The organism is Planococcus sp. TJ-301 (assembly GCF_058268475.1).
On record NZ_JBZDOH010000001.1, the window covers coordinates 1,303,603 to 1,329,028 of the forward strand.

Annotated in this window: 23 protein-coding genes; 9 read left to right on the forward strand and 14 right to left on the reverse strand. The window is 44.2% G+C overall.

What is annotated here, in order from left to right; all coding sequences use genetic code 11:
- Positions 1 to 392: 392 nt before the first annotated feature.
- Positions 393 to 1,292, reverse strand: coding sequence for a lipid II:glycine glycyltransferase FemX (locus tag AC4EHJ_RS06580; protein ID WP_490974766.1), 900 nt, complete (start codon positions 1,290 to 1,292; stop codon positions 393 to 395).
- 422 nt (positions 1,293 to 1,714) lie between these two features.
- On the reverse strand, positions 1,715 to 2,701 hold the full coding sequence (locus AC4EHJ_RS06585; RefSeq protein ID WP_490974767.1) for a GNAT family N-acetyltransferase: 987 nt from the start codon (positions 2,699 to 2,701) through the stop codon (positions 1,715 to 1,717).
- Positions 2,702 to 2,996: 295 nt separating this feature from the next.
- Between AC4EHJ_RS06585 and AC4EHJ_RS06590 the strand changes: the two genes are divergently transcribed.
- The 4 genes from AC4EHJ_RS06590 to AC4EHJ_RS06605 all read left to right on the forward strand — a co-directional run bounded on the left by AC4EHJ_RS06590 (position 2,997) and on the right by AC4EHJ_RS06605 (position 6,969).
- Positions 2,997 to 4,229, forward strand: coding sequence for a processed acidic surface protein (locus AC4EHJ_RS06590; RefSeq protein ID WP_490974768.1), 1,233 nt, complete (start codon positions 2,997 to 2,999; stop codon positions 4,227 to 4,229).
- Between the two features lie 3 nt (positions 4,230 to 4,232).
- Positions 4,233 to 4,889, forward strand: coding sequence for a class D sortase (locus AC4EHJ_RS06595; RefSeq protein WP_490974769.1), 657 nt, complete (start codon positions 4,233 to 4,235; stop codon positions 4,887 to 4,889).
- A gap of 640 nt (positions 4,890 to 5,529) precedes the next feature.
- Positions 5,530 to 6,258, forward strand: coding sequence for a hypothetical protein (locus tag AC4EHJ_RS06600; protein ID WP_490974770.1), 729 nt, complete (start codon positions 5,530 to 5,532; stop codon positions 6,256 to 6,258).
- 300 nt (positions 6,259 to 6,558) lie between these two features.
- A complete protein-coding gene (locus AC4EHJ_RS06605) occupies positions 6,559 to 6,969 on the forward strand; it encodes a GIY-YIG nuclease family protein (protein WP_490974771.1) in 411 nt (136 codons plus the stop codon).
- Between the two features lie 156 nt (positions 6,970 to 7,125).
- Here the strand turns inward: AC4EHJ_RS06605 and AC4EHJ_RS06610 are convergent, their stop codons facing one another.
- Both AC4EHJ_RS06610 and AC4EHJ_RS06615 read right to left on the reverse strand, forming a co-directional pair.
- The gene (locus tag AC4EHJ_RS06610; protein WP_490974772.1) at positions 7,126 to 8,130 is read right to left on the reverse strand and encodes a hypothetical protein; all 1,005 of its coding nucleotides are present in this window, start codon (positions 8,128 to 8,130) and stop codon (positions 7,126 to 7,128) included.
- Positions 8,131 to 8,368: 238 nt separating this feature from the next.
- On the reverse strand, positions 8,369 to 9,655 hold the full coding sequence (locus tag AC4EHJ_RS06615) for a S1C family serine protease (protein ID WP_490974773.1): 1,287 nt from the start codon (positions 9,653 to 9,655) through the stop codon (positions 8,369 to 8,371).
- A 410-nt stretch (positions 9,656 to 10,065) separates the two neighbouring features.
- Between AC4EHJ_RS06615 and AC4EHJ_RS06620 the strand changes: the two genes are divergently transcribed.
- The gene (locus tag AC4EHJ_RS06620) at positions 10,066 to 10,458 is read left to right on the forward strand and encodes a DUF805 domain-containing protein (RefSeq protein ID WP_490974774.1); all 393 of its coding nucleotides are present in this window, start codon (positions 10,066 to 10,068) and stop codon (positions 10,456 to 10,458) included.
- Positions 10,459 to 10,496: 38 nt separating this feature from the next.
- Here the strand turns inward: AC4EHJ_RS06620 and AC4EHJ_RS06625 are convergent, their stop codons facing one another.
- Together AC4EHJ_RS06625 and glpK are read right to left on the reverse strand one after the other, a co-directional pair.
- Positions 10,497 to 11,216, reverse strand: a complete 720-nt coding sequence (locus AC4EHJ_RS06625) for a DUF998 domain-containing protein (RefSeq protein ID WP_490974775.1) — start codon at positions 11,214 to 11,216, stop codon at positions 10,497 to 10,499.
- 148 nt (positions 11,217 to 11,364) lie between these two features.
- Positions 11,365 to 12,873 carry a glycerol kinase GlpK gene (gene glpK / locus AC4EHJ_RS06630; protein ID WP_490974776.1) on the reverse strand — a complete coding sequence of 503 codons (1,509 nt, stop codon included), beginning with the start codon at positions 12,871 to 12,873 and terminating at the stop codon, positions 11,365 to 11,367.
- Positions 12,874 to 13,109: 236 nt separating this feature from the next.
- Between glpK and AC4EHJ_RS06635 the strand changes: the two genes are divergently transcribed.
- Together AC4EHJ_RS06635 and AC4EHJ_RS06640 are read left to right on the forward strand one after the other, a co-directional pair.
- The gene (locus AC4EHJ_RS06635; RefSeq protein ID WP_490974777.1) at positions 13,110 to 14,282 is read left to right on the forward strand and encodes a DUF2157 domain-containing protein; all 1,173 of its coding nucleotides are present in this window, start codon (positions 13,110 to 13,112) and stop codon (positions 14,280 to 14,282) included.
- Positions 14,279 to 14,725: a GDYXXLXY domain-containing protein gene (locus AC4EHJ_RS06640; RefSeq protein WP_490974778.1), complete on the forward strand. Its 447-nt coding sequence runs from the start codon at positions 14,279 to 14,281 to the stop codon at positions 14,723 to 14,725. Before AC4EHJ_RS06635 ends, AC4EHJ_RS06640 begins: the two co-directional genes overlap by 4 nt.
- Positions 14,726 to 14,797: 72 nt before the next feature.
- Here the strand turns inward: AC4EHJ_RS06640 and AC4EHJ_RS06645 are convergent, their stop codons facing one another.
- Entirely contained in the window at positions 14,798 to 15,805 is a 1,008-nt protein-coding gene (locus AC4EHJ_RS06645; RefSeq protein WP_490974779.1) for a GNAT family N-acetyltransferase, read from the reverse strand.
- Complete coding sequence (locus AC4EHJ_RS06650; RefSeq protein WP_490974780.1) at positions 15,805 to 16,377, reverse strand: hypothetical protein; 573 nt, start codon at positions 16,375 to 16,377, stop codon at positions 15,805 to 15,807. Before AC4EHJ_RS06650 ends, AC4EHJ_RS06645 begins: the two co-directional genes overlap by 1 nt.
- Positions 16,378 to 16,809: 432 nt before the next feature.
- Between AC4EHJ_RS06650 and AC4EHJ_RS06655 the strand changes: the two genes are divergently transcribed.
- Positions 16,810 to 17,808 (forward strand): GNAT family N-acetyltransferase, encoded by a 999-nt coding sequence (locus AC4EHJ_RS06655; protein WP_490974781.1) that lies wholly within the window; start codon positions 16,810 to 16,812, stop codon positions 17,806 to 17,808.
- Positions 17,809 to 17,870: 62 nt separating this feature from the next.
- Here AC4EHJ_RS06655 and AC4EHJ_RS06660 read toward each other — a convergent pair whose 3' ends face one another.
- The 3 genes from AC4EHJ_RS06660 to AC4EHJ_RS06670 all read right to left on the reverse strand — a co-directional run bounded on the left by AC4EHJ_RS06660 (position 17,871) and on the right by AC4EHJ_RS06670 (position 21,115).
- On the reverse strand, positions 17,871 to 19,148 hold the full coding sequence (locus AC4EHJ_RS06660; protein ID WP_490974782.1) for an ATP-grasp domain-containing protein: 1,278 nt from the start codon (positions 19,146 to 19,148) through the stop codon (positions 17,871 to 17,873).
- A 250-nt stretch (positions 19,149 to 19,398) separates the two neighbouring features.
- Positions 19,399 to 20,295: a UTP--glucose-1-phosphate uridylyltransferase GalU gene (gene galU / locus AC4EHJ_RS06665; RefSeq protein WP_490974783.1), complete on the reverse strand. Its 897-nt coding sequence runs from the start codon at positions 20,293 to 20,295 to the stop codon at positions 19,399 to 19,401.
- A 385-nt stretch (positions 20,296 to 20,680) separates the two neighbouring features.
- A complete protein-coding gene (locus tag AC4EHJ_RS06670) occupies positions 20,681 to 21,115 on the reverse strand; it encodes a VanZ family protein (RefSeq protein WP_490974784.1) in 435 nt (144 codons plus the stop codon).
- Positions 21,116 to 21,346: 231 nt separating this feature from the next.
- Between AC4EHJ_RS06670 and AC4EHJ_RS06675 the strand changes: the two genes are divergently transcribed.
- A complete protein-coding gene (locus AC4EHJ_RS06675) occupies positions 21,347 to 22,078 on the forward strand; it encodes a DUF6904 family protein (RefSeq protein WP_490974785.1) in 732 nt (243 codons plus the stop codon).
- 50 nt (positions 22,079 to 22,128) lie between these two features.
- Here the strand turns inward: AC4EHJ_RS06675 and AC4EHJ_RS06680 are convergent, their stop codons facing one another.
- From AC4EHJ_RS06680 to AC4EHJ_RS06690, 3 genes are all read right to left on the reverse strand, one after another.
- On the reverse strand, positions 22,129 to 22,623 hold the full coding sequence (locus AC4EHJ_RS06680) for a hypothetical protein (protein WP_490974786.1): 495 nt from the start codon (positions 22,621 to 22,623) through the stop codon (positions 22,129 to 22,131).
- 328 nt (positions 22,624 to 22,951) lie between these two features.
- Positions 22,952 to 23,443, reverse strand: coding sequence for a VanZ family protein (locus AC4EHJ_RS06685; protein WP_490974787.1), 492 nt, complete (start codon positions 23,441 to 23,443; stop codon positions 22,952 to 22,954).
- A gap of 144 nt (positions 23,444 to 23,587) precedes the next feature.
- A complete protein-coding gene (locus tag AC4EHJ_RS06690; protein ID WP_490974788.1) occupies positions 23,588 to 25,417 on the reverse strand; it encodes an adenylate/guanylate cyclase domain-containing protein in 1,830 nt (609 codons plus the stop codon).
- Between the last annotated feature and the right edge of the window lie 9 nt (positions 25,418 to 25,426).

Consider the following 25,426-nt stretch of genomic DNA (forward strand, 5'->3'; position numbering starts at 1 on the left):
TATTTAAAATACTTTAAAATTATTGAGTAGATAGCGCTAGGGTTTGCTTTAAGCAGTAAGTTCTGCAGAATTGTTGTATTAGAAATTTGTTGCTCTTAAATGTCGCTTAGCACGCTCAGGACATGGCTCACACTAAAAGCAAAGCAGGAATCGCCCCTCTTCTTGCTCCGCCTAGCCCGTATTCGCGCCTGTGCTAGATAAGCGGTTGATAGAAGATAGTAATATTTGTTTTATAAATGCCCAAACATAAAATAATGAATATGGTATAGCTGGAAATGAGTAGCCGAAATTAGTTCTTATTCCCTGTTTTGACACACAAAAAAAGGCAGCCTCCAAAATGCCATTCTTACTGGCCTTTTGGGGCTGCCCCTTTTGTTTTTATGTTATTCCATTCAGACGTTCTCTATTTCTTTCAACGACCTGGATCTGTATGCCGGGAAATATTCAAGATCCGACTCTACATCCACAGCTTCGCATAATTCTTTGTATATTTCTGGATGCCATATTTTTTTGCCGATATAAAATTTGAAACCAGTGTTCTTTCCAAATTGTTTTTTGAAGAGATATAGCTTGTCGTCCAAGCTATTGGTCCGTCCACCGCCGTCATGAATTAGATCGACGCCGTTCTCTTTGCCCCAAACAACCAGTGCGTACTGCAGGATGTATGCCGGGGACAAATGGCGAAAATCGTTGAGTGTTCCGGAAAGATGGGTGTGGATCATGTTGTCGTAGACAAAATTTAAGCCCATTCCGATGGTCTGCCCTTCGTAAACCGCTTCCACCAACAACATATTTTCGCCGAAATAAGCAATGAGCCTTTCGAAATACACATCATCAAAATAATAATACGTATCTGCTTGATTGCGGGTCATCGTTTCATGGTAAATACCTTTGAACTCTTTAAATTCATTTGGGCCCATAATCACGTTGAACTCCACTCCGGCTTCCAAGGCTTTCCTGATATTCTTGCGTGTTGATTTGGAAAATTCCTTTTGCACTGGATCGTCGTACTCCTTCAAATTGGTTCCTACCGTATTGCGAATATAAACCACATCGTAGCAACTTTCGAAATCTTGAGCGTTGTCGATGACTGGCTGGAAACGGATGAATTCGCTGACAATGTCATGCTCTTCACAATAACGCTGAAAAGCTTCTTTGAATGCCTCGACTAACAGTTCCTTTTTGCCCGGGCTGCATTCTTCAATCAACGGGCCGCCATAGCCATAAGGCGTTACAATGTCATAATAAGTCTTGCCGTTCAGTTTTATAGGGATCTCACGTTTAATGAACATGTGACGTATAGTTCCGAGTGAATGACGGAACTGATATACCTCGCATGTCCCGTTTTCAATCTCCTCGTACAACCGCCCATAATTTTCATCAAAGTATAAATCTCTCAAAATCTCAACTCCATTCATGAAATGAATTCGCTTAAATTTTTGCTTCTTCAAATCTTATTGGATAATTCCCTATAAAATACAAAATTTGTATTGTTGGAATTATCAGATTATATACAAGGCAATTATACCTTGCTTGCGACAAAAGTTCTAGGGATAATCGAGAAAACGTAGGATTTTATTCTTTTTGTATCTGTAAAAGTCTATGTCCTCATTATTGTCTAAATTTCCCTTAATGCAAACTGCTTTCTTACACAAAAGTCCGCACAGCATAATTCCACTGTGCGAACCAATTCTTTTTACATTTTCAGTTTGCTTTATTTTTTTACCCTATAAGCTGGAAAAAAATGGACTTCTTCATTGATTCCTGAAGCTTCACACAAAGCTTTATAAATTTCGGGGTTCCAAATTTTCTTTCCAATGTAAAAATGGCAGTTACTTTCTTTGCCGAATTGTTTCTTGAATAAATACAATTTATCGTCCGGATTATTCGTACGCCCTCCTCCGGCATGGATCACATCAACCCCATTTTCTTTGCCCCATTCCGCCAAAGCATGGTAAATGACAGAGGCAGGAGAAAGATGGTTATACTCCGATAACGAGCCGGAAAGATGGGTATGGGCCAAATTGCCATAAACAAAATTTAATCCGGCGCCAATTACTTTGCCTTCAAACTTTGCTTCGATCAAAAGCAGATTCTCTCCGAAAAGTTCCATTAACTTTTTAAAATAGGCATCCTCGAAATAGTAGAATGAATCGGCATGGTTCCTTTCCATCGTTCCGTTATAGATTTCTTTGAATGCGTCCAGGCTAGCCGGATTTAACGTCACCTTGTACTGGACTCCCCCATTCAACGCTTGGCGGATGTTTTTGCGCGCTGACCTTGAAAATTCGCCATCAAACGGAGTATCATGCTCTCTTAAATTTGTGCACACTGTTTCTCGCAGATAAGTTACTTCGAATGCCTCTTCAAAGTCGGCTGCGTTGCCAGCAAGAGGATGGAAGCGGATAAATTCAGAAACGATTTTATTGGAAAGGCAGTACTCTTTAAAAGCTTTTTCAAACTCAGCGGCCAGTTCAAGCCTGGAACCTTTGCTGCCTTCGACAATCAATGGTCCTCCATAACCGTAAGGCGTGACTAGGTCATAAAAATGTTCACCGTTCAAGGCAATCGGTATTTGCCGTTTGATGAATAGATGTTGAACACTGCCTAGTGGATGCTTGAAGTTGAACTTGCCTGCTTCCCCATTCTCCATTTCTTCGAATAACTTTCCATAACGATCATCGAAATAAATATCTTTCATGATTCTCTCTTCTTTCTCTGATGGTATGCAGTACCTAAAAGATGAAAAGGCTGAAATATTAATTTTTTATAGTATATTCCTTCCAACGGGAAAGTGCTACATTTAATTTCCTTTAAAGTACTTGTGCAATTCGGTTTATATAGAAGGTTTAAAATGCGGTATTCAGCTATACACACCTCATTTACCAAAATATTTTTCATAATAAAATGTTAATAGTTAATAATACCTATTTTATAAGAAGCGACTTATGCTTATACTATTCTAGATATTACAATATTTACCTAGGAGGTAAGGAATGAAACGCTTGTTTTTAATGATTTTATCAGCTGCATTAATGTTTGGATTTTTGCCTGCATCCGCTTTAGCAATGGAAGCAAACGACAAAGGGTTTGATGAGTTTCTTAAGGAAATCCAGTGGGAAAAATCGGCCTACATAGATTACTTGGAAAGCAAAGGCTATTCTTTAGAGGAGTTTGAGTCTGCCGATGACTTGGGACTGCCAATCACTGAAGAAACGCTTCAATCCGTTCTTACGGATTTCGAATTAAGCCGCAGCGAATTGAATGCACTTCTAGTCGAAAATGGTGACATTGAGCAAGGGCAAGATGTTCTAGATACAGAATGGTATTTGTTCATTGAAGACCTTTCAGATGGCATCAATTTTTACTTGAATGGCGGCACAGCGATTACAGATGCAAATTTGCAGGAGCTTCTTGAATACTACGAATTCGAATCCAAAGAAGAGCTAGAAAACTTCTTGAACGAACAAGGCGATACAATTGAAAACTATGAATTCATTGAAGACCTTGAGTACGCTATAGATGATTACATTTACGGATATGGCGAAGAATACGATATTGAAGTTGATATCGAAGGAATATTTACTGAACTTGGATTGACAATGGAAGAATTGGAAAGATTAGAAGCTCACTTAGAGACTCTTAATTTTGAAGATCCTGCCTTCCAAGATAGAGCTACTGCACTTGCTGACCGCATGATGATGATCGAAGAATTCGAATCAGCTGATGAATTGACGGCGGCACAGATTTCAGAATTGATCGCAATCTACACGGAAATGCTTGATTTGCTAGAGCTGGATACTAAATATTATTTGGTAAAAGGCTCAGAAAAGTTGCCGATTACTTTGGGGACATTGATAACGCTTGAAACAGTTGACGGATATGACCTATTGGTTGAAGTTTACAACACACAAGGCACATTCTTAGCTGACTTCATTTTGACAAACGACTCGTTCGGTTCTGACATCATTAAAGAAACGGGCGAAGACATTAAAGTGGTTGAAGAAGACGTTAAAGAAGACGTTAAAGAAGAAACAAATGTCGTAGTTGCCCCGCCTGCAGTTAAAACGCCAGGCAAAAAATTGGAAAAAACACCAGTGAAGAAAACCGTCAAAGGCGGAAAACTACCGAAAACAGCTTCTGATTACCTTCCAAATGCTTTGATCGGATTGGTTATCGCGCTCGCAGGAGTTGCGTTGTTCCGCCGTTCAAAAGCTATGGGATTATAATCTATGAAAAAAAGGTCGAAAGAAGAAAGAAGAATCGGGCGCTGCAAGCGCCTGATTCTTCTTTCCCTGTCAGCCGCATTAATTGTTTTTGGGCTTTGGTTCAGCACTACAAATGCTTCAACATTTTTAAAAGGCTACCTTCTATATAAAGCCGATTCTGCTATCGAGTCTACCCAAGCCGAACCTGCTGCTGAAGAGCCGGCAGCCAAAAGTACCGGAAAAACTCTGAAACCGAAGGCGCTTTATCAAGAAAAGCCTGTGGAAGGCGACAATATCGGCGACTTGTACATTCCAAAACTCGAAGCCTCTTTGCCGATCATCCACGGAACTGACGAAGAAGAACTTGAAAAAGGCGTCGGCCATTTCGCCGGCAGCGTCCTTCCTGGCGAAGACGATAACAGTGTTCTCTCAGGCCATCGTGACACCGTGTTCCGTGAACTTGGTGAAGTAGGCAAAGGCGATTTGCTCGTTGTCACTACCGAAGCTGGCAAATTCACTTACAAAGTCCGCCAAGTCCGGATCGTCGATGAAGATGACCGCACCGTCATCGTCCCGAAACCTAGAGCCACGCTCACCGTATCAACGTGCTACCCGTTCGATTTCGTCGGCTACGCACCCGATCGCTATATTTTAGTCGCTGACCTCATTTCTTCGGAATGATGCAAGCATTTTAAAAGATCACAAGCAAGCTCAAGAAACACGAGCTGCTTGCGGTCTTTTTATTTAGCTCTCGAATTGTCTGATAAAAATAAAATATCTTCTTTTCACCCCTACAATAAATTCTATCAAAGAAATATCCCCTCACACTCTATTGTTCAAAGAGCTTATCCAGCGAAGGCGTGTCAAGGGGCTAGGCAAGGAGATGGCCAAATGAAATTTGGACCATTTCCTTTGCTTCGAAGCTAGCGCAGCGATGCAGAAGCAGGAGGTTTTTAGTATTGATACGAGTGTTCTTCCCGGCTCATTGCAGGAGCCAAGGAAGTGCCAGGCACTTGCGGCAACTCCTTTTCGACGAGCTTGTGCAGGAGCCATCGTTTTTGCACTGCCCAAAGCGTCCGAAGCGGTGCCCTTTAAGTCATTTCTTCAATTCAACTTAAATAATAACTAATAACGAACAATACTTAATAAAAATAAGTTTTTTTATGTAACTTCCTGATTTTCTTTTCGAGTATTCAACAACTTTTTTACTATGGATTGTATTGTTTAATATTTTCAATCGTGTTAATATTCAATTAATTAAGGTAAATATTTATTAAGTTTCATTGATTCTTATCGAAAATTATGCGAGGAGGATGGTGAAATGAAAAAGTATGGGCTTCTGTTCGGTGCTGTAATATTGATACTGGGAGGTTATCTGGTCTACTTGTTTGAGTTTAAGGAATACAATACATCTGATGCAGAAGTCGACGTCCTGACAAAAGAAGAATATGTCATTGAGCTTGCGGATGGCTCGAAAATTGTGTTGGATAAAAACGGCAACTTGATCCGCCACATTACAGGGACAGATGGCAAAGTGACTACAGTCGACTTTGCAGGCAGCTTGCCCATTTCACAGGTCAGTGAACTAGCGGTCGCTACTGCCACTAGTGAAAACGATAAGTCCTCCGTCCGAAAAGGCGATTCCGGCAATTCGGGCAAAGCATTTGAATCTAAAGCGTCCAAAGGAGAAGCTCCAAAAGCTTCAGTGAAAGATATCAAGCAACATTATGCGCCAGCTTTAGCGGATATCGAAAAACAAGCATATGACAACTTGGACAATCTGATCGATCTCGCCAAAAGCGAATACTTGGAAATGGAAGCCAATGACCAGAATATCAGTTATCCATATTTCTACAATAAATACACTGGCGCCGCTGCTAAACTTGAAGAACGGACTGACAAAGTGTTCAATGTGGTCATGCAAATTATGGAACATGATTTAAAAGCGAATGGGCATTCCACTGAAACAGTAGCGTCTATGCAGAAGGAATACAAAAACAAGAAGAACAAACTCCGCCGGGACATCCTGAAAGAAACCGCTGGTTTATAGAAGAAACCATTTAATTGAAATTCCTTTTAATGTATATTGAAAAAACATCCGCCGCGCCGAATCCCTAGCGTTGGCGGTTTTTAGATTTTTTCTCCCGAAAAATCAATGCATAGGATCTTGAATAAACTTAATTTTACAAATTCTTTGAATAGTATCGCTTAATTTTAACTAATTGGTTAGAATAGAAGTATTATTACAAATTAAGAGCTGGTGGTAGATGTAGGCATTATGCCAGCAGCTCTGGGAGCCACTAAATTGAAATGGCTTTTGAACGCAGGATAACGTGAGGAGGAAATGCAAATGAGAGAAAAGATCAATGATTTATTGTCCAAAGAGAATTACGCTTTCGATAAAGACAAATGGAAGTCGATTGAAAATGTGCCTTTCTCGTATAACGCAGGAACTATCCAGCTTCTCAACAAGATCAAAAAAAATATGGGCATGGCCAAAGGCATCTATATTTTCAGCGATTCCAACGAACGGATTCTATACATTGGAAAAGGTGCTCCAATCTACAACCGGATCCGCCGCCATTTCGCTAAACTCAAAAAGACCTCCACTGAACAGGAAGCTGCATTTCCTGCAAACGATGTTCCGCGTTCAATTTCAATTTACTGGGTAGAAATCGAACAGCCTGAAACTCGGGATGTTGTAGAGCACATGCTGTGCTATACCTTAAACCCGGAATACAAGAAATGGTATGCAACATAATGATGATATGGCTGGCAGAACCGGCCATTTCAGTGCACGCCGCCAACTAATATTCCCTTTTACTTCATCAAGCATCTTGGATGCATTGATGATTTTTTCTTTTAGGGCAATGACAAAAAACTCTCCAGAAGCAGATGCGCTTCAAGAGAGTTGAGTTTAAACAATGGAAATGTGAAGGACGTCTTGTTCTTTCTCCATTTCCTGAACAAGCGTTTTGGCGTAATGCGTGGGATTGGCTTTTTTCAGCGAAAAAACTTTCTCACTTTTCCGGCTGAGGCCAGACAATATCTCGAGTTCTACGCGAGTGGCATCGTCGATCATAAGGCCAGGATTAAAAAACTCATAGGCGATCAACAATGGTGCTCTGAGAAAATTGAATTCGTATCTATTCAAGTTCATCAATTTGCTGACAGCAACGCTTTCCTGCAGCGGTACCACTTCATCTGCCCCTTTTTCCAGGATGGCGATATGTGTCACTTCCGCAATCATTAGACTTTTCTTTTTCACATTTTTTGATGACGATTCTGCGCCCTTTTTATCGTTATTTTTTGAGTAATGGCAAAACGAATTTGTCCACGGCACCGCATAAATTTTATGGCCATCGGTTATTGCTAGATCTTCCGCTATGAACTGTGCGCCATATTCCATACATGCAGTTGTTGCGCTCAATGTTTTCCCGGTATCCGGCGGAGCGAATATTGCAACGGTTTTTCCGTCTTTTTCAAATGCGGAGCAATGAATCGGGGCATAACCCTTTTTCAGCAATAACAGCGCCGCGAGGTCGGTAACGATGTAATGGATTGAATGCAGATTCATGATTCTGTGCGTGATGAATTTATAATAGGCTTTGTTGACTGTGATTATCGCTTCATCTGACATCAGATTTTCCGCTTTCACTCTCATCTTTTGATTTAATGCGAGTTTGCGTGTGTAATAGATCTTGTCTTCCCCCGGGTTGCCATTGAAATAATGGTAGCGCCCCATCCCCTTGAGTTGCTCATCATCATTGAAATTCTCCAATACGACATTGATTCTGACCGCGCATTTGTCGTATTCTTCCTTTGTCGCTTGCGGCATTTCCGTACCGAAACTCCAAGTGAAATTTTTAATATTCGTTTTTACCCCGAGAATGTTCTTCGATGCGATGAAATAATAAGTCATTAAACGTCCTCCCCTTCCACATGATCCGCATGATCAGTTGCTGCCTCCCTCTATTCAAGTTAGCATGCATATCCGGAATTGTTTCACCTCCTAAAAATTTCATTTGTTGCTATTTTATCTTTGAAACGTTAAGGAGAGGTTAAATAGAACTATTTTGTTTTACATATATGTAATAATATTTACTTATAAACAAAAAAAAGTATTATACGAGGTGAATCCCTCGTATAATACGCTACTCCTACTCATGATTTATAATATCTGAGACATAATAGAACCCATTTTCATCCATCACAATTGTATAGGATTTACGCCGCTCCTCTACAGTCAATTCACCTTCCGCATTCTTTAAATCAAATGACTCTTCCGTCTGCACAACAGCGTGATCGTCTTTAATTTCAATGTCGGTTATCTCTAACTTCCGGAAATTGAATTCCATGCCTTGACCCGCAATTTCATTGATATAATCTAGGATACTATTGTAAATATTACTTTTGTAAACTAGGACATTCTGTACATAAAAGAAATCTTCATTTTGCAGCGCCAATTCATAGTAATAACGGAAATCTCCGATAAATTGTTGTAAATTTGTCTCACTGAATTCCATTTCCAAATCGTACTCGTACTCGTACTCCTCGTCCTCATAGCCGCTGAAGTCATCGTAGACATGAAATTTCCCCTCTACTTCTTCCGGAGAAAGCGGGTTTACAGCCCATTCCATAAGTTCCGCGTGCATGGAATATAGCGGAATTGAAAATCCGATTGAATCCCCTTCCGTCATGACGAGAGAATTGATGCCTATCACTTTTCCTGTGCTGGCATCCAATAGCGGTCCCCCACTGCTTCCCGGAGCAATCGGTGCGTCAATTTGATAAATGTCGTCATACATGAATTCCTGCTCAAAATCACGGTCAATGCCAGTCAGGTATCCAATAGTCGCCGTGTTTTCAAAACCGGAAGGACTGCCGAGCGCAATCACTTCCGTGCCAACATCCGTTGGTTCCAGCTCACTTTCAAGTGGCACAATTCCTTCGAATGCTTCCACTTTAATCAATGCGATATCGGACTTATCAGAAATGCCGACCACTTTTCCGGGAACATCTTGTCCGTTAATATTTCTTACGATGACTTCCTTAACCCCTGCGACTACATGGGCGTTTGTCACTACCATGCCTTGGTCGGTGAATAGAAATCCAGAGCCTTGTCCACTCTCAGTTAAAATGGTATATGTTTTTTGCTGCGATTCTTTAATTACTACTGTCTTTCCAACCTTTTTAGGGTCCACTTTCTCGGGCTGTTCAGAAGGCGGAATGATGTCTTCCGCTTGAATGACAGCACCTTCAACAGGTTCTTCCGTCTTTACCAATTCTTCCGGCTCGGCAATCTTACTATCAGCAATTGAAGAAGATGGCGTTTTTTCTTCTGGCAAAATCCATGCTGCACCAAGTCCGATACTCCCTAAAACTAGAAGGAAAAGGGCTATCACCGCCACCTTTTTATTTAGTTTGGCAGTCTTTTTTTTATTCATTAACGCTTTTCCACAATTTCCGCAGAAATTGTCTTGCAAGCTATTTTCATGTCCGCACTTGTTACAAATCATATCAGTACCCCCTTAGATGCAAAAACCTCATTCGATGTAATAGACCTCATTATAAACCCATTGACGAAGCCAAACTACAACTAGTTCCTAATTGTAATAAAATAATCTCATTTGTAATAAAACTATATTTTACATATATTTAACAGTTAATCAATTTACACATCAAATTGTAAAAATCGTTTTGCACTTTAGCAAAAGAAGGCTTTTTTTGTATTTTTTTTACCCTATTTATCAATAATTAAAAATAATCAGTAAATTTGGTTAAAAGTATCTATACAGCACTTAGGTAGATTGGTATAATCATGTTAATTAAGCATTACTACCTAGGGGGTTTGTTTATGCAAGATTTTGTAAATGCCGTCAAAAAGTCATTCGATTTGAAAGGGAGATCCAGAAGAAGAGAATTTTGGATGTTTATGCTGATCGCTTCAGTGCTCGCTGCAGGCCTAACAATTATCGAAACACTGCTTGGGCTGCAATTGGCTCAGGATATTGGCATCTTATCTACAATCTATGCACTCGCCATTGCCGCTCCAACCGTTTCTGTGACGATACGCCGCCTGCATGACACCGGCCGCAGCGGATGGTGGTCCCTCCTGTATCTCGTTCCTGTCATCGGATGGATTGCGCTTATCGCTTTCACATTATTCAATAGCGACCTAGGGGCAAATGCATATGGCAAAAGCCCGAAAGCATGGAACTCCGTCTATACGCCGATAAATTATTACTAATGCCGCCCGCTCTTCCGAACTTCGGAAGAGCGGGTTTTTCATTGTCCTTTTCGCCCGTTATGCCGGTACACATCGATAAGGCCCATCCGTTCTAAATCCAAAGCTTTTTTTTTGGGCAGCTTGACGTTGAACAGGAAAAGCGATAGCGAAAAGAGCCAAATCTGCAATGTGAAGATATTGATGCGTTCCACTAGGCCGGCAATGGCCATGCTATTGTTCAGCACAAGGGGTGTCGCGATTCCCGAAATGGTCACAACCACAGCGCAAAACAGCGACAGCATCCCGATTGACCGGAAATGCTCTGTCTTCAGCAGACCGAAACTAATGGCAAAAATCGCGCCGATTGCCGACAATGCGACAATGGCTGTTACTGCCAAATGCATGAGGTTTCCAACCGTCAGGACAGCCCCTCCGTCTTGGAGCGGAAAAAGGTTGTAGCCTACAAGCGATGTAAACTCCATGAGGATCAACAGCGCTGCTCCCGTCAATGCCCATTTATGGACGTTGTATTTCAAAAAAAGCATGTATACCGATACCGAAAAAACCAAAGCCAATACGCCGTAGATAACTGTGAATATTTTCAGCATGCCCGCATTCGGAGCTCCGTTGCCAGTCAGTTCGCTGATGGTTTGCCTGACATGGCTGTAGCCATCCCATAAAGCGCCGCCAATGATGACATGCAGCGTATAGACGATAGCAGCAGCCGCTCCACTAAGGGCCATTTTTTGCCACAAGCCCTTGCCTTTTCTGTTCCCCATGTTTCCACCCCGTTTCAAAGAATGAAAGCTTATTTACTGAATAACATACGACGGCAGGCGCAATAACCCTTTTTTTCAATAAAAAAAGCCTATGGATCTAAACATCCATGGGCTTTTCGTTCAGTTTATGGCCGAGAACAAAGGATGGTCAGCTGCCATTCTTTGTTTTAAACGTTCTGGTGGCCGCTACTGCTTGCTGCCAGCCGCTGTAAAGCTCATCTCGCTGTCCGTTTTCCATGGACGGATCAAACGTCTTATCGAGCTTCCATTGATGTGAGATTTCTTCTTTGTCTTTCCAGTAGCCGACAGCCAGACCGGCTAAATAGGCTGCGCCTAGGGCAGTAGTTTCTTGGACTTTCGGGCGTTCTACAGGCACTCCGAGCATATCGCTCTGGAATTGCATCAACAGGTCATTGGCTACCGCTCCGCCATCGACGCGCAATGTTTTCAGTTCAATGCCGGAATCTTCAACCATGACATCCACAACATCTTTCGTTTGGTACGCGAGAGATTCAAGCGTGGCACGGATCAAATGAGACTTTGTGGTGCCGCGCGTCAATCCGAAAATTGCCCCTCTCGCATCCGTATCCCAATAAGGCGTCCCAAGGCCGACAAAAGCCGGCACCATGTAAACCCCCTCAGCCGTTTCCACTTGCCTTGCAAACCCTTCGCTATCAGACGCCTTGTCCAGCAGCTGCAGCCCGTCACGCAGCCATTGAATAGCGGATCCCGCTACAAATATACTGCCTTCTAGCGCATACTCCACTTGGCCGCCGACTCCCCAAGCAATCGTCGTCAGCAAGCCGTGTTCGGATTTCATGCCTTGCTCGCCGGTATTCATCAACATGAAGCATCCAGTACCATAGGTATTTTTTGCCATGCCTTTCTCAAAGCAAGCCTGTCCGAACAAAGCTGCCTGCTGGTCTCCGGCAATTCCCGCTATCGGCACTTCACAGCCGAAGAAATGATAGTCGATTGTATGGGCATAGATTTCAGACGACGGCCGTACTTCCGGCAGCATGCTTTCGGGCACCGTTAAAATTTCCAATAATTCCTTATCCCATTGGAGTTCGTAGATGTTGTACATCAAGGTGCGGGATGCGTTGCTGTAATCCGTAACATGGCGTTTGCCGCCTGACAGCTTATAAACTAACCATGAATCGATCGTGCCGAACATCAGGTCGCCGCGATCCGCTTTTTCCCTGGCGCCATCCACATGGTCAAGGATCCATTTGACTTTCGTCCCGGAGAAATAAGCGTCGAGCAAAAGCCCTGTTTTCTCACGGAATTTCCCTTCAAGGCCTTGCTCCTTTAAATCTTTGCAGATTGCATCTGTCTGGCGAGATTGCCAAACGATGGCTTTGTAAACCGGGCGTCCGGTATGGCGGTCCCAGACAACTGTTGTTTCACGTTGGTTCGTTATGCCTATCCCCGCTACCTGGTCCGGATTGATGTCAGCAATACGAAGCACTTGCGCTATGCAAGCGAGCACCGATGTCCATATTTCGCTGGCGTCATGTTCAACCCATCCCGGCTTTTGGAAGAATTGTTCGAATTCCTGCTGCCCGACCGCAACGATTTCCCCTTCGTGATTAAACAGAATCGCCCGTGAACTGGTGGTCCCTTGGTCGATGGACAATATATAATCTTTTGCCATTATGCTTCCCCCTCTAGAATAAGAGCTTCTATTGATGGTTCCTGCTCAAGCCCTTTTTCCCATTTTACCCTTCGCGACCTCCTTAAAACCAGCGTTAACTGTGAAATGCCAAAGCACTTTGAGAATCGAATTATGCAGGAAAATATTCCTGTTTCCGCCTCTCTGTACATGCTTATTTTCTATCAATTCTGATAAAAAAGGTTTATAATACAGGTAAAGATTAGGGAGGTGCTTGTATGGAAACGGAACGGAAATTGGTGCAGTGGCGCAATGAAGGATTGCTGGACCAAGCGGCTTTCGATCGCATTTTGGCATTTGAAAAACGCCAGCCGCAAAAGAGAAAAGTGCCGTTGCTTTTGGTCATCGGACTTATTTTCTTCGCTCTGGCCGTATTCAGCTTTATCGCTGCCAACTGGCAGCTGATTCCGGATTTGCTGAAAGTGGCTATGGTCGTTTTGTTGATGTGGATTTTTTATATCTTAGCTTATTTTTCAGAGAAAAAGCATTTTGGCCGTCCAATCATTTTCAGGCTGCTCGGTTTGGCGATGTTCGCGGCAAGCATTCTGGTCGCTGCGCAGACATTCCATTTTTCTACGTCAAACTCGGTGTTGCCATGGGCTATCTTCATCGCTGCACTGGCTCATTACTTCTACTGGCGCCATTTTGCTTACGCTGTCGTCGCATTCATCTTCGGCATCTCAACGCTGACTTCATTCCTGCCATTTACCAGCTGGCTTGAATGGGGAATCTTCGTTGCAGTGGCCTTGGCATGGTTCTTCTTCAGCAAAGACGATGCTTCGATGATTTTCAGCTGGATGCTGTTGTTCTTCTCAGGTCTGACGCTTTGGGATCTCGTTGAATACACCAGCCCATTTTGGCCAGTATGGACGCTGTTCGCGCTCGTACTCCTGCTGTTCATCATACCGGCTGACAAACAGCGCTTGCTGTCGCCGCTATACCTGGTTTTTGGCGCCATCATGCTCGTGGTCTATTTGGCGGTACGCGGCGAAACCGAACTGTCGCTTGTCGACTTGAATTGGCCGGAATCGATTGCGTTAGCTGTGACTGGGCTCGTTGTCCTAGTAGTGACGTATATCAAATTCCGTCCGATCATGTGGATCGCCCTGCTCGGTGCGACGGGCTTGCTGCTGTTTGATGAAACAGCCATCGGTTTGGCGATAGTCGCCGAATTATCGGCTCTCGCCTATTTGATCATTGCCCAGCGGCAAGATAAGCCACTGGCACTCGGCTTTGTCTATTTCATCGTTGTCCAGTTCGTCATTTACTTCATCTATGCATGGGAACGCCTGGATATGTCGCTATTCTTCCTGATCGGTGCGCTTTTGCTTTTTGCCCTTTCCGGCATCGCCTGGTGGCTCAACCGTAAGAGAGAAGGTGTATCGTCATGAAAGCATGGCTCTTGCCGATCATTATGACCATATTTGTCGCAATTCTTGTCACAAGCTTCTACGCTGCCTCCTGGTTCGGTGATGAATACTTGCTGCGGGCAGAACCATATGATCCTTTCAATCCGTTTTACGGAGAATATGTGATGCTGCAATACCCAGATCTCGAAGCGCCTTCCGGCATCAAGGACGGTCCCGTCTATTTCACGTTGAAAGAAGAAGCAGATGGCTACGCGGTCGTTGACCGGATGGAAAATGAACCGTTCTTCGGTGCCATTTCCGGATCCACTTATGACAATCGGGTCGCCGCACCCCAGCTTGAACAGTATTATGTAGAACAAGGCCTCGGACCTGAGCTTGAAGAAGCGGTCGATTTGCAAGTGACCATCGATGTTTCCCCGTGGGGAACGATACGCCCGATCAATTTGGAAGTACGGGAGGAATAGGAAAAAGCCGCAGCGGCGCTGCGGCTTTTTTAATTCGTTTTCATTCTGATATATTTATTCCATGAGAACCCATTAAGGTTGGCTGACTTTCCAGGCACCTTTCGCACGGTATGCAGGAAAGAATTCTTCTTCTTCCGCAGCTCCGGATGCGATGCAGAGCTCCGCATAGACCGCCTCATTCCATACCTTGCGCCCGACATGGAAATCGAATTCCGTGTTCTTGCCGAATTTCTTTTTAAAGAGCAGCAAAGTATCATCCGGTTCGTTGGTGAACCCGCCGCCCGCGTGGATCAGTTCCATGCCATTTTCCTTGCCCCATAAGGCAATCGCATACGTCATAACGTAGACTGGCGATAAATGGTGATAGCCTTCCAAAGTACCGGATAAATGCGTGTGGATCAGATTATTATAGGTGAAATGCATTTCTGCTCCAATAACTTCGCCTTCAAACATGGCCTCTACCAGAACGACATGCTCGCCAAAATAATGCAAGATGCGATCGAAATAAGCTTTGTCGAAATAATAGAACATGTCGGCGTGCACACGTTCCATATTGATATGATAAAGTTCGGCAAATTTATCGAGGTTTACCGGATTAACAGTAATGCGGTACTCGATTCCTAAGCGCAGCGCATGGCGAATCGCCTTGCGCGTCGATTTCGAAAATTCTTCCTGGACAGGATCGGCGAAATCCTTCAAATTGGTACCCACCGTTTTCCTTGTAAACTCGACATCGTAGCATTCCTTGAAGTCCTCGGCATTGCCGAGGACTGGATGGAAGCGGACAAATTCGCCCACGATGTGGTTGGCGTCGCAGTATTGCTGGAAAGCATCTTTGAACGCCCGGACCAATTCGGCTTTATCGTTTTCTGCACTGCAGGTGATCAGCGGACCGCCGTAACCATAAGGTGTAACGATGTCATAGTATTTTTTCCCATCAACAAGAATCGGTGCTTGCCTTTTTATGAAAAGGTGCGTGACGGAGCCGAGCAAATGCGAAAACTCATAAGCTTCGCAAACCCCGCCCTCGATCTCCTCGTATAATTTTCCATAATCCGGTTCGAAAAAAATATCCATCATCACGCCGTCCCCATTTCTGCTATATACGGTTCATATCGTGCAAGGATCATTTCATTTTTGTCAGTCACTTCTGTCAATATAGCACGGCCTTCCTGCACCGTGTAATTAAATTTGACACCACTGTCATTATCGATTAACTGTTCAACAAAGAGAGGGAATTCCATTTTTCCCCATAGAATTTCTTCGCTGCTGTATTCCTCGATGACCGGCACATTGAATGTGCGGCAGAATTCCTTGAATTTGTCCTTGTTCGATGTAATCGCCAATTGTTCATTGGACGCATAGAACGGCAAATTTAGTTTTTTGCATAATTTTAAGGCATTCCACGTATTGAGGTCATCAAACGCTGTAAAAACCCCATCTATTCCTTCTTCATTCGCGATTTTCGCCAGCTTTTCGGTATCCGAGGTGCTGATGTCATAAGCTTTGTCTGCAAATTTCTTAGCGGGAGATCCGACATTATTGTCCGTTACAATAGCATACATCCCCATTTTCTTAGCGGTTTTCACAACATCAATCATATGTGTAATGCCGCCAAGTATCAGCACTTTTCTCTGTTTAGCTGTTTTCATCCATAACATCTCCCAGCATGTTTTGTGAATGAGCAGCAATCGCTAATCACCCCTGTTGCACCGTGCTTGCGTTTCCCGCTTTTCATCCATTGTCGACCCTAGAGAGCAAATACACATCATGAATTCAACTAAAATCTGGATGTTCCAGAAACCTTTTACCTATTAACTACCAAGTTATCAGTTCGTTGCCGCAATGTCAATATACTATTCTGAATTTTTAAATACTTGAATATCTACGCTTTCCGCTTAGGTATATCAACTCTTTTACGATAGAATCCCGAATATTTAAGTTCCTAGCGTATGTTTTTTTTCCTACTTAATGAGTATGATTCATTTAACCTAGTTTTAACCAATCATAATTATCATTAATTTAGATTTAAATAAAACACTCGAAATTTTTTATTTGCAGCTATTCAAAGGAGGAAGCACGAAATGGCGGTTATGCTGACAACATTATTGTCTGACATTTTTTTCTTGCCGGAATGGGGCAAGGCCTACGCAACACAGGACTTGGGAGAGAGCAAAGTTTTCGAATTCGCTCCCGATTACGGCTACATCTACTACCAGTTTGTCCTGCGGCCAATCCCGATTGCTTTAGGTGATGTAAATTATTACGACACGATCACCCCGTTTGGCCAAAGCGGTCCGGTGATCATCAGCTGTGCTGCCGGAAGAAGAAAAGAGCTGGCAGCGGCATTCGACGCAGAATTCCAAAAATACTGCATCGCCAATAATATCGTTTCTGAATATGTCCGCTTCAACTCCTGCGTGAAGAATGCGGTAGATTTCAATGAAATCTACAGCATGGACAACCGGGGGATAACGATGTACATCGATTTGAGCGTAGGCGATTATTTCCTAAAAGAATTCAAATCCAGCACGCGGCAGCAAGTTCGCCGTGCATTAAAAAACAATGTGGAAATTGAGTATGATTATACGGGTGCCACGATCGATGAGTTCCACCGCCTCTATGAAATCATGGCGAAAAGGAATAACATCCCGAATCATTACCGGTTCTCAAAAGAGCTATTGGCGGAATCTTTTACGTTGCTGGAAGGCAAACAGTTTATCGTCTATGCGAAATACGATGGCCAATACATTTCAGCGGCGATGTATTTGCACCATGGCGATTTCCTCCATTATCACCTGTCTGCGAATGACCCTGAATTCTTCAACGTCGCCGGCAACAGCCTAGTGCTGAACGAAGGCTGCCGCTGGGGTGTCGAGAATGGCAAAAAACAATTACACCTTGGCGGAGCAACGAGCGACGTGCTGTACCGCTTCAAGCGCGGATTCACGAAAACTGAGCCCCTCGAAATCCTGACAGGCAAGAAAGTCCGCAACGAAACAATTTACAACCTCCTCGTGGATTATAATTTAAGCAGAGGCGTAATTGAGAATCCGGGACATTTCCCGCTTTACCGCGGATAATTTGGAAACGAAAAAGGCAGGAGCGAATTTATCGCCTCTGCCTTTTAGATTTACCGAATTTTTTATTGGACCCTTGTTTTGGCTGGTTCGTGCTTCGCCAGCACCATATCCGCACCTTCGATAGACTCAATTTCCAGAAGTTTGTAGAGTTTTTCGATGGCGCTGTGCAACGCTTCTTCTGAAGCTGCGACCAGATTGAACCTGCCGAACATCTGCGCATACGAGCCGTTCGCCACAATCACATCTCCCACTTCGTGGTTTAGGCAGTAGGAAACGACTTCTTCCATGCGATCGATTTTGTCCATCCCGCTGACTTTCGCAATGATCCCATTATCGAGGAGAATCGGCAGGTTGCACGATGGCTTGGGCATATATCCATAATCGAATGCCGGAACATCGTATTTTCCGATATCTTCACCTACCGCGAAATCGAGCATCATTTCCAGTAAATTGATGCCTGTCTGCTTCTCGATAATTTTATAATGCTGCTCACCGCTGAACCGGAAGCCCATCTCGTAAATGTAGAATGCTCCGTCTTCGTAAAGCGATTGGATGAACACCAACCCATTCTCAATCCCCAAGCCACTGATCAGGTTTCGGACATTCGGATCCACGTTGTCAATATAATGCTGTTGGTGTTTCGAAGGGAACGTCATCGCTATCGGCAGCGGTGGATGCTCTTTCGACTGCTTGTGGACATATCGGTCAGTCGTGCCATTCAACACAATCTCGCCATTGCGGACGGCGTAAAATATCTGGACTCCGTAAGAATTATCGATGAACGGCTCAACAATGACTTTTCCCGATTTCGAAAAGCCAAGCGCGTTCTCAAATCCGGCCTTCACTTCTGCTGAATTGTGGCATACGGTAATCCCTTTGCTGGCATAGCTGTCCACAGGTTTCGCAATGACAGGGAACTTCATGTTTTGCACCACTTCATCATCCAGCGTTCTATCTGCGGTGTATTCCGGGATGACTGGAACCTCATAACGCCGGCAGAATTCCTTGAATTTTTTTTTATTCGAGGAGACTTCCAGCTGCTCCTCGGTAGCGTAAAATGGGAGGCCAGTTTCGCGCGCCAATTTTTCCGCATTCCATGTATTAATGTCCTCAAAAGCCGTAAATACTCCGTCTACCTTTTCTTCACGCACGATTTCTGCCATCTTTTGAATGTCGGCAGTACTTTCATCAAAAAACTTAGCTGCATGGACCTTAGCCGGAGAGCCCGCTACATTATCCGCGACAATTGTATAGAATCCCATCGCATTCGCCGTTTTTACAACATCAATCATATGGCGCGTCCCGCCGAGAATCAGAATCTTCTTTTTCCCATCAATCAATTCGAATCCCACCTTCCCTACAGAGCTATGGCATCATCCAACATTACAAACGCATTGCCCATCAATTCAAAAATAACGTTACTTTCCGCACAATATAAACCAGGGTATTTATAACTAGGATATCAAGCTGTTAAAAGCAAGTCAATTAATTATCTGAATTTTTAATATTTATACCCACTTTCTCTTTCTAACTTTTCAGCTACACAAAAAAGCGCCGACTGATTCGAATAACGAATCGGCCGGCACCTAATTAATATTTTAACTCGATTGCACGTTTCCGTTCAGCCAACAAAGCGGCCATGATGCCAGCGACTTCCTCGGCATACTCGTCGTTTTTCAAGGCGAACTCCATCGTTGTCCGGATAAACCCGACCATCTCCCCGACATCATAGCGCTTCCCTTCAAAATTATAGGCAAACACCTTTTGATGCTGATTCAAAAGTTGGATAGCGTCTGTCAATTGGATTTCTCCGCCGGCTCCAATTTTATGCTGGCCCAGAAACTGAAAGATTTCCGGCGTCAGGACGTAGCGCCCTAAAATCGCTAAATCAGATGGGGCTGTTCCCGGCATCGGTTTTTCTACAAAGTTCTCGACTTTAAAAAGGCGGCCATCCGCCTTACCTGGATCGATAATGCCGTAGCGGTGGGTTTCGGACATCCCGACTTGCTGGACGCCGATTACGGACGATCCTTTGGCTTCGTACTGCGCCATTAATTGCTTAAGCGCTGGGGTTTCAGATTGGATGATGTCATCCCCCAGTAAAACGCCGAAAGGCTCATTGCCGATAAACTTGCGCGCACACCAAATTGCGTGCCCCAAGCCTTTCGGTTCTTTTTGGCGGATATAATGGATTTCCACTTTGGATGAATCGCGAACTTGTTCCAACAGCTCATATTTTTCGCGTTTCAGCAAATTGTCTTCAAGTTCGAAGTTATTGTCGAAATGGTCTTCAATCGCTCTTTTCCCTTTACCGGTTACGATAATAATGTCTTCGATCCCCGATTCGATCGCTTCTTCGACTATATATTGGATTGTCGGCTTATTCAATATTGGCAGCATTTCTTTTGGCATCGCTTTAGTAGCAGGTAGAAATCTGGTACCCAGTCCCGCTGCGGGAATAATTGCTTTCGTCACTTTCTTTTTCACTTCGGAACCTCCTCTGATGGTATCGAATTTGCTTAGTATACATATTTCACTTGTGGATACTCCGCAAAACCGCTAGGCTTGCCGTGGACGAGCGCTGAGCCGCTTCGCTCCTGTCCCTGTCTCTGTCTCTGCAACGCTTCGCTAGCTTCGAGACATGAAGGTGCGTTGCATCACAGCGCTAGCTTCGAGACATGAAAAAGAGTTGCCTAACTTCGGGACTTGAAAAACCGTTGCAGGTCTCAGCTTTCTCGTCGCTCCACTGCCCCTTTGCAACGAAGCGCATAGCTCTACAAGAGCAGTAAAGTTTTCTCCGCAGTTTTGCTACGTATCTACAGAAGTGCTTTTTGACATTTTTTATAGTTTTAAATCCATTCTACCAAGACGCTTAATAAGATGTGTCTTCTGCAGCGTCACGCTTGAAGCTTATCACGATAATAACAAGGACAAATGCCAACAGTATGCCCAAACTGTCGATGAAGGCATCAAAAAGCCGTCCGTCCCGCTCAAAATACAATTGCAGGATTTCTGTAAATACCGCAAACACCACGGCAATGGCTACCGCCGGCAAGTGCTTTTTCAGCCAGTTGAACAGGAGCACATACAATAACGCAAAAGACAGGAAATGACCTGTTTTTTGTATTAAATAGAAGCTATCTGTAAAATCTATGTCGTTGATGATCAGGAGATCCATCAAATCAGGAGACGCATTGAAACTGAATCCGACGATCCGATCAAATAGAAAAGCGTGTGCATCATTATTGCAGGTTGCAACGATAATGGCCGCAGCCCACAGAAATGCGAGAAACGGTTTCATCCCCATTGGCCAACTCCCTTCATTTCAACTACAGATTCTATGCTTTTATACCTTCTTTTAAACTTTTTTAAATAAGCGATGTGAAAATATTATGTTCTTCATTAGACTTATTGTCTACAAAAAAATCTGATAAGTCAAATAACTATCATTCTCTACCCTAAATCACCCATCTGTATTATCCTTAGTGCAAGAGAATTTATTTATATATGCCAATAAAACAGGAAAGGGTTGTTTCCGATGATCCGAATCCGCAACACGCCAAATTTTGCCGGCGTCCATATTTCGGGCGACTATTCCGATTTTGATGAGTTGAACGAGGCTGTTTACCGTATTATACGCAGCCGGGAAGAAGACGATGGTTACGGTCAGCCGCGTCGCCGGATTCTCGGACTGTTCAGTGAGCTGCAGCAGGCACAGCTCGGCAACCGGGGAATTGAGGCTGTGCCGAACGTCTTTAGCGAGGAGGAGGATCTTGGGATACCGGTGGAATACACAGGCAATAATGTGTATTTGAGATTTGAAGCGCTATGGCCTGAGGTTCTTTTTGCAGCATTTGCCTTCAACGATTTCATCAGCCATTATACGGACGGCGAAAGGGCCCATAGCTGGGACCCATCGGTAACGGCTGTCCGCAAATTTCAAAGCGCTTTAGCAAGCTGCTTGGAGGAAACACTTAGCCCTAACCGTTACCGCCAGCTCCGGAAATACATCGATCCCCATGGCCTGTTCGCAAAAACGAAATACCAAAATTACTTGGTGCAGTACATCGACCGATTGAATATCCATTTTCTCCGGCTGCCGCCTGCAAGGCGCAAAGAAAACATCAGCATCATGGCAAAACGCATTTGCGAACTCGATTCGCTGTATTTTGCCTTCCGTTCCGATTTCATCGATTTGGCAGAAGGCCTGCAAGTCCACGTTTCCGAGCTGCGATATAAAGAGGGTTATCCTGAGGACTTTGAATGGTAATGGAATAATCGCATCTGAAAAACCGTTGATCCAAAGCTGGATCAACGGTTTTAATTTGCATTTGCTCCATTCAATTTTTCCTTTAAGCCTTCTTTGTCCAGAAATTCAATTTCTCCGATTTTTCCCTCTTCCGGAACAATCGCTTTTCCTTCGAATTTGTACTGGCTCCTTTCGCTGCTTTCATCTTGATACGCTACTTGAAAACTGAAATTGTATAATGTGGATTCGTTTTCACTGGCATTGATTTTTATATCCGAAGCGCTGAGTTTATAGGATCCCTCATAGATGCTATACATAAAAGCAGGGTTTATATTCAGGAAGTTGGCGTAGCCGTTTTCAGTAAAATAAGATGCGTACGTCTTTTCCATATAATCAGCGTACGCTTTATAGACAGGCGTTTTCTTATAAACAGCGGATTCTTCTTGATTCGCGACGGCATCAAGACTTTCCATCGCTGCGTATCTCAATTTCTTGTATTCTTCATCAGGAGCATTGAATTCTTTTTCGATGACCGACTGGATTGCTTTTTTATTTTTTTCATCCACCGGTTCCACCTCCGAAACTCCAGTTTTTTCTGCGGTTCCTTTTTGTGAACATCCGGCTATTACTAGGCAAGAAAAGAGTAAAAGCACAACCCAAAAAGCTTTTCCCTGTATTGATTGCCTGTGAATTTCTGTTGATTTCATTTTCATTCTCCCTTAAATATAATGCTGAAGTACTTAAACCATAAAAGCATTCTACGATTCAAACCTTTAAAATATTCCTTTTTACCACACATCCAATATCCTATCAAAATAAAAATACCAGAAAAACAGCTTCTCCAACTCGCATCATCAGATTGCAAATCCTGCGAATTGGCGTGCTTTTTTCGGATTAGCGACCCGCTTCCTGGGGTCTCGCCTTTGTGCCAGCCCAGTTTTTCGCCTTTCGCCATTCGGTTAACCCTAAGGCTAAGCTGATTCCAACAAATGCACCAGTGCTGTCGATGAGCACATCACGAAGTTCACCGCTGCGGCCCGGGATGAAAAATTGGTGGAATTCGTCCGACATTGCATAAAGTGCGCAGATCACCAAAGCTGCAAGGGCCCCCCGATAGCCGCGTACGCTGCTTTTGAGCAGCGCGCGAAACACCAATACACCTAATACCATATAAACCAAGAAGTGGGCATTCTTTCTAACGAATGTATGCAGAGCATCCGTATCGATTGACGCTTCTGAAGAAATTTGGGAAATCGCATTTAAAATGGTTTCTGTAATCCCGGAACTCATGCCGCTTGAAACAGTTGCAGGCTGATGCGAGAATCCGAAGATGAGGGCCATCCATAAAAGGACTATGGTCCACGAAAGTGCTTTAGAAGTATTCATAATCATTATTCCTTTTCTAGTTACTATTTTTTTGTTATTTTTCACCAAATATTATTATAGCACGCCTTAAATGTCCCGAAAAGAGAAAAATCCATAAAAAAACAAGTCCGGCATTATGCACCAGGACTTGCGGAAACGAATCTTTTAATAATCATGCACAACTGCCTTGCTGTATTTCACTCGAATCAATTCCATTTGCCCTTCGATGCCTTTAAGCTTGGCCGAAAAACGCTCACAATCTAAGTCTGCGTTGTTCAGCAGGCTTTTCAACTGCGCTTGTTCAACATATTCCTGGCCAAAGACGATGTCGCCCCCATGCCCCTGCGCTTGGATCCGCGCCGAGATATTGACGGTGCGCCCGAAATAGTCGAGCCTTCCGTTCGAGTTGACTGCAATGGCCGGACCGCTGAACAGCCCGACACGCAGGGTGAAATCCTCTTTGGCGCTGTTGTTGAACTCAGCGATGTCGCGCTGGATTTGGAGCGCAGCTTTCAAACCGTCCGCCGGCAGATGGAATACGGCCATGACCGCGTCGCCAATCGTCTTGACAATGCAGCCGGAATTTTTGGAAATGCGCTGCGACAAAAAGTCGAAATGGTTCCGTACCTGCCCGTATGCGCTGGAATCTCCGACTGTTTCATACAGCGATGTCGAGCCGACAAGATCGGTGAACAAGATAGTCACGTGCCCGATACCGATGTTTTGCCCAGGCGACAGGACTTCCGATGAAAACAAGTCGCGGAACTCCTGCAGTGCTGTCACTTTCGCAGCCGTTACCGTATCTTTTTTCCACGCAGTTTCTTCCAATGCGACGACAATGTCATTAACGCTGTCGTTGCGCATCCGGATAGCTGTGCTGTATACCACTGCGGCAGCCGACCATTTAGCGCCATCGTAGGATATTTCCCCAGCGTCTCCCGCAAGCGAGATATCCGCTATGGCATTGGCTTGCAGCACGCGTAAGCGCAAATGGCTTTCTATGGAAGGAACTGCAATTTCTGCCGCCTCGCCGCGCTTCAGCACTTTCTGGACTTTAACGTGCGGCGTGATCATCGGCGCGCCGACGCAAAATACTTCCGCGTACGCTTTGCGGATCGATGGATGAACAGAGAAATGCAGTTCGACAAACTGATCGAAGTTCGCATCGTAGACGACGCCGCATAAATCGCAGTGGAAGTCCGGCTGCAATTGCTCGAGCGAACCCATCTGCTCTTTCGATACCCTGCAATTCGGGCATATTAAATTCCAGCTGAGGTCTAGCATGCCGGCTTTTGCGGCATACAACAGGACCCGAAGCACCTTGTCCGGATCTTCGTTCCATTGCTGTGCCACGGCGTGTGTTTCGATATGGGCGACGTCATGGTCGCCTTGCTCTTCCAAATAGCGCCGCAGCAAGCCGACAAGTTCGCCGTCCACCGGGTATTTCCGAAGAATGCCTTCCAGCCGCTCCAATTCCTGCGTGTTGACTTTGTGGTCCAGCGATTTCTGCGGCGCCTGGAACACTTCTTTCGCGCCAGATAATAGGAAATCATCCATATAACCAATGGTCTTTTTCACAGACGGCGCAGCAATCAGCGCAATTGCAGCAATGCCGAGTACGTTGCGCGGAACGAATTTCCCCGTCACCCGGATAAGTGTGTGTTCCGGATTGCCCGAAGCACTGTCCAGAAATTCGATGCCGAATGAATAATTTTTCATCGGACCAACCAAGTAGCGCCGTTCGACCTGGTAACTTTCATGCTCCCGCCATTCGAACGGGTATTCCTGCCAACGGATCGGCACGACGCCAAACGCTTTCGCTTTGGCGTTACGGAAGAAAATGCCTTGCTTTTCTTGCGTCACACCGCTGAAGACAACGGGAAACAGACCGATATAGCGGTTCATGCGGTTATTGTCTGCGAGCAGACCCCACGCGGTTTCCTTCGAGACTGGGTATTCTTTTTCTGCGGTATAAGTTCTTGCTTTTAATTCCATGTTGGTTGC

Excerpts from the sequence above, each read along its gene's own strand:
- AC4EHJ_RS06580 (WP_490974766.1), bottom strand. The coding sequence starts at position 1,292 with ATGTTCATTAAACGTGAGATCCCTATAAAACTGAACGGCAAGACTTAT.
- AC4EHJ_RS06585 (WP_490974767.1), bottom strand. The coding sequence starts at position 2,701 with ATGAAAGATATTTATTTCGATGATCGTTATGGAAAGTTATTCGAAGAA.
- AC4EHJ_RS06590 (WP_490974768.1), top strand. The coding sequence starts at position 2,997 with ATGAAACGCTTGTTTTTAATGATTTTATCAGCTGCATTAATGTTTGGA.
- AC4EHJ_RS06595 (WP_490974769.1), top strand. The coding sequence starts at position 4,233 with ATGAAAAAAAGGTCGAAAGAAGAAAGAAGAATCGGGCGCTGCAAGCGC.
- AC4EHJ_RS06600 (WP_490974770.1), top strand. The coding sequence starts at position 5,530 with ATGAAAAAGTATGGGCTTCTGTTCGGTGCTGTAATATTGATACTGGGA.
- AC4EHJ_RS06605 (WP_490974771.1), top strand. The coding sequence starts at position 6,559 with ATGAGAGAAAAGATCAATGATTTATTGTCCAAAGAGAATTACGCTTTC.
- AC4EHJ_RS06610 (WP_490974772.1), bottom strand. The coding sequence starts at position 8,130 with ATGACTTATTATTTCATCGCATCGAAGAACATTCTCGGGGTAAAAACG.
- AC4EHJ_RS06615 (WP_490974773.1), bottom strand. The coding sequence starts at position 9,655 with ATGAATAAAAAAAAGACTGCCAAACTAAATAAAAAGGTGGCGGTGATA.
- AC4EHJ_RS06620 (WP_490974774.1), top strand. The coding sequence starts at position 10,066 with ATGCAAGATTTTGTAAATGCCGTCAAAAAGTCATTCGATTTGAAAGGG.
- AC4EHJ_RS06625 (WP_490974775.1), bottom strand. The coding sequence starts at position 11,216 with ATGGGGAACAGAAAAGGCAAGGGCTTGTGGCAAAAAATGGCCCTTAGT.
- glpK (WP_490974776.1), bottom strand. The coding sequence starts at position 12,873 with ATGGCAAAAGATTATATATTGTCCATCGACCAAGGGACCACCAGTTCA.
- AC4EHJ_RS06635 (WP_490974777.1), top strand. The coding sequence starts at position 13,110 with ATGGAAACGGAACGGAAATTGGTGCAGTGGCGCAATGAAGGATTGCTG.
- AC4EHJ_RS06640 (WP_490974778.1), top strand. The coding sequence starts at position 14,279 with ATGAAAGCATGGCTCTTGCCGATCATTATGACCATATTTGTCGCAATT.
- AC4EHJ_RS06645 (WP_490974779.1), bottom strand. The coding sequence starts at position 15,805 with ATGATGGATATTTTTTTCGAACCGGATTATGGAAAATTATACGAGGAG.
- AC4EHJ_RS06650 (WP_490974780.1), bottom strand. The coding sequence starts at position 16,377 with ATGAAAACAGCTAAACAGAGAAAAGTGCTGATACTTGGCGGCATTACA.
- AC4EHJ_RS06655 (WP_490974781.1), top strand. The coding sequence starts at position 16,810 with ATGGCGGTTATGCTGACAACATTATTGTCTGACATTTTTTTCTTGCCG.
- AC4EHJ_RS06670 (WP_490974784.1), bottom strand. The coding sequence starts at position 21,115 with ATGGGGATGAAACCGTTTCTCGCATTTCTGTGGGCTGCGGCCATTATC.
- AC4EHJ_RS06675 (WP_490974785.1), top strand. The coding sequence starts at position 21,347 with ATGATCCGAATCCGCAACACGCCAAATTTTGCCGGCGTCCATATTTCG.
- AC4EHJ_RS06685 (WP_490974787.1), bottom strand. The coding sequence starts at position 23,443 with ATGAATACTTCTAAAGCACTTTCGTGGACCATAGTCCTTTTATGGATG.
- AC4EHJ_RS06690 (WP_490974788.1), bottom strand. The coding sequence starts at position 25,417 with ATGGAATTAAAAGCAAGAACTTATACCGCAGAAAAAGAATACCCAGTC.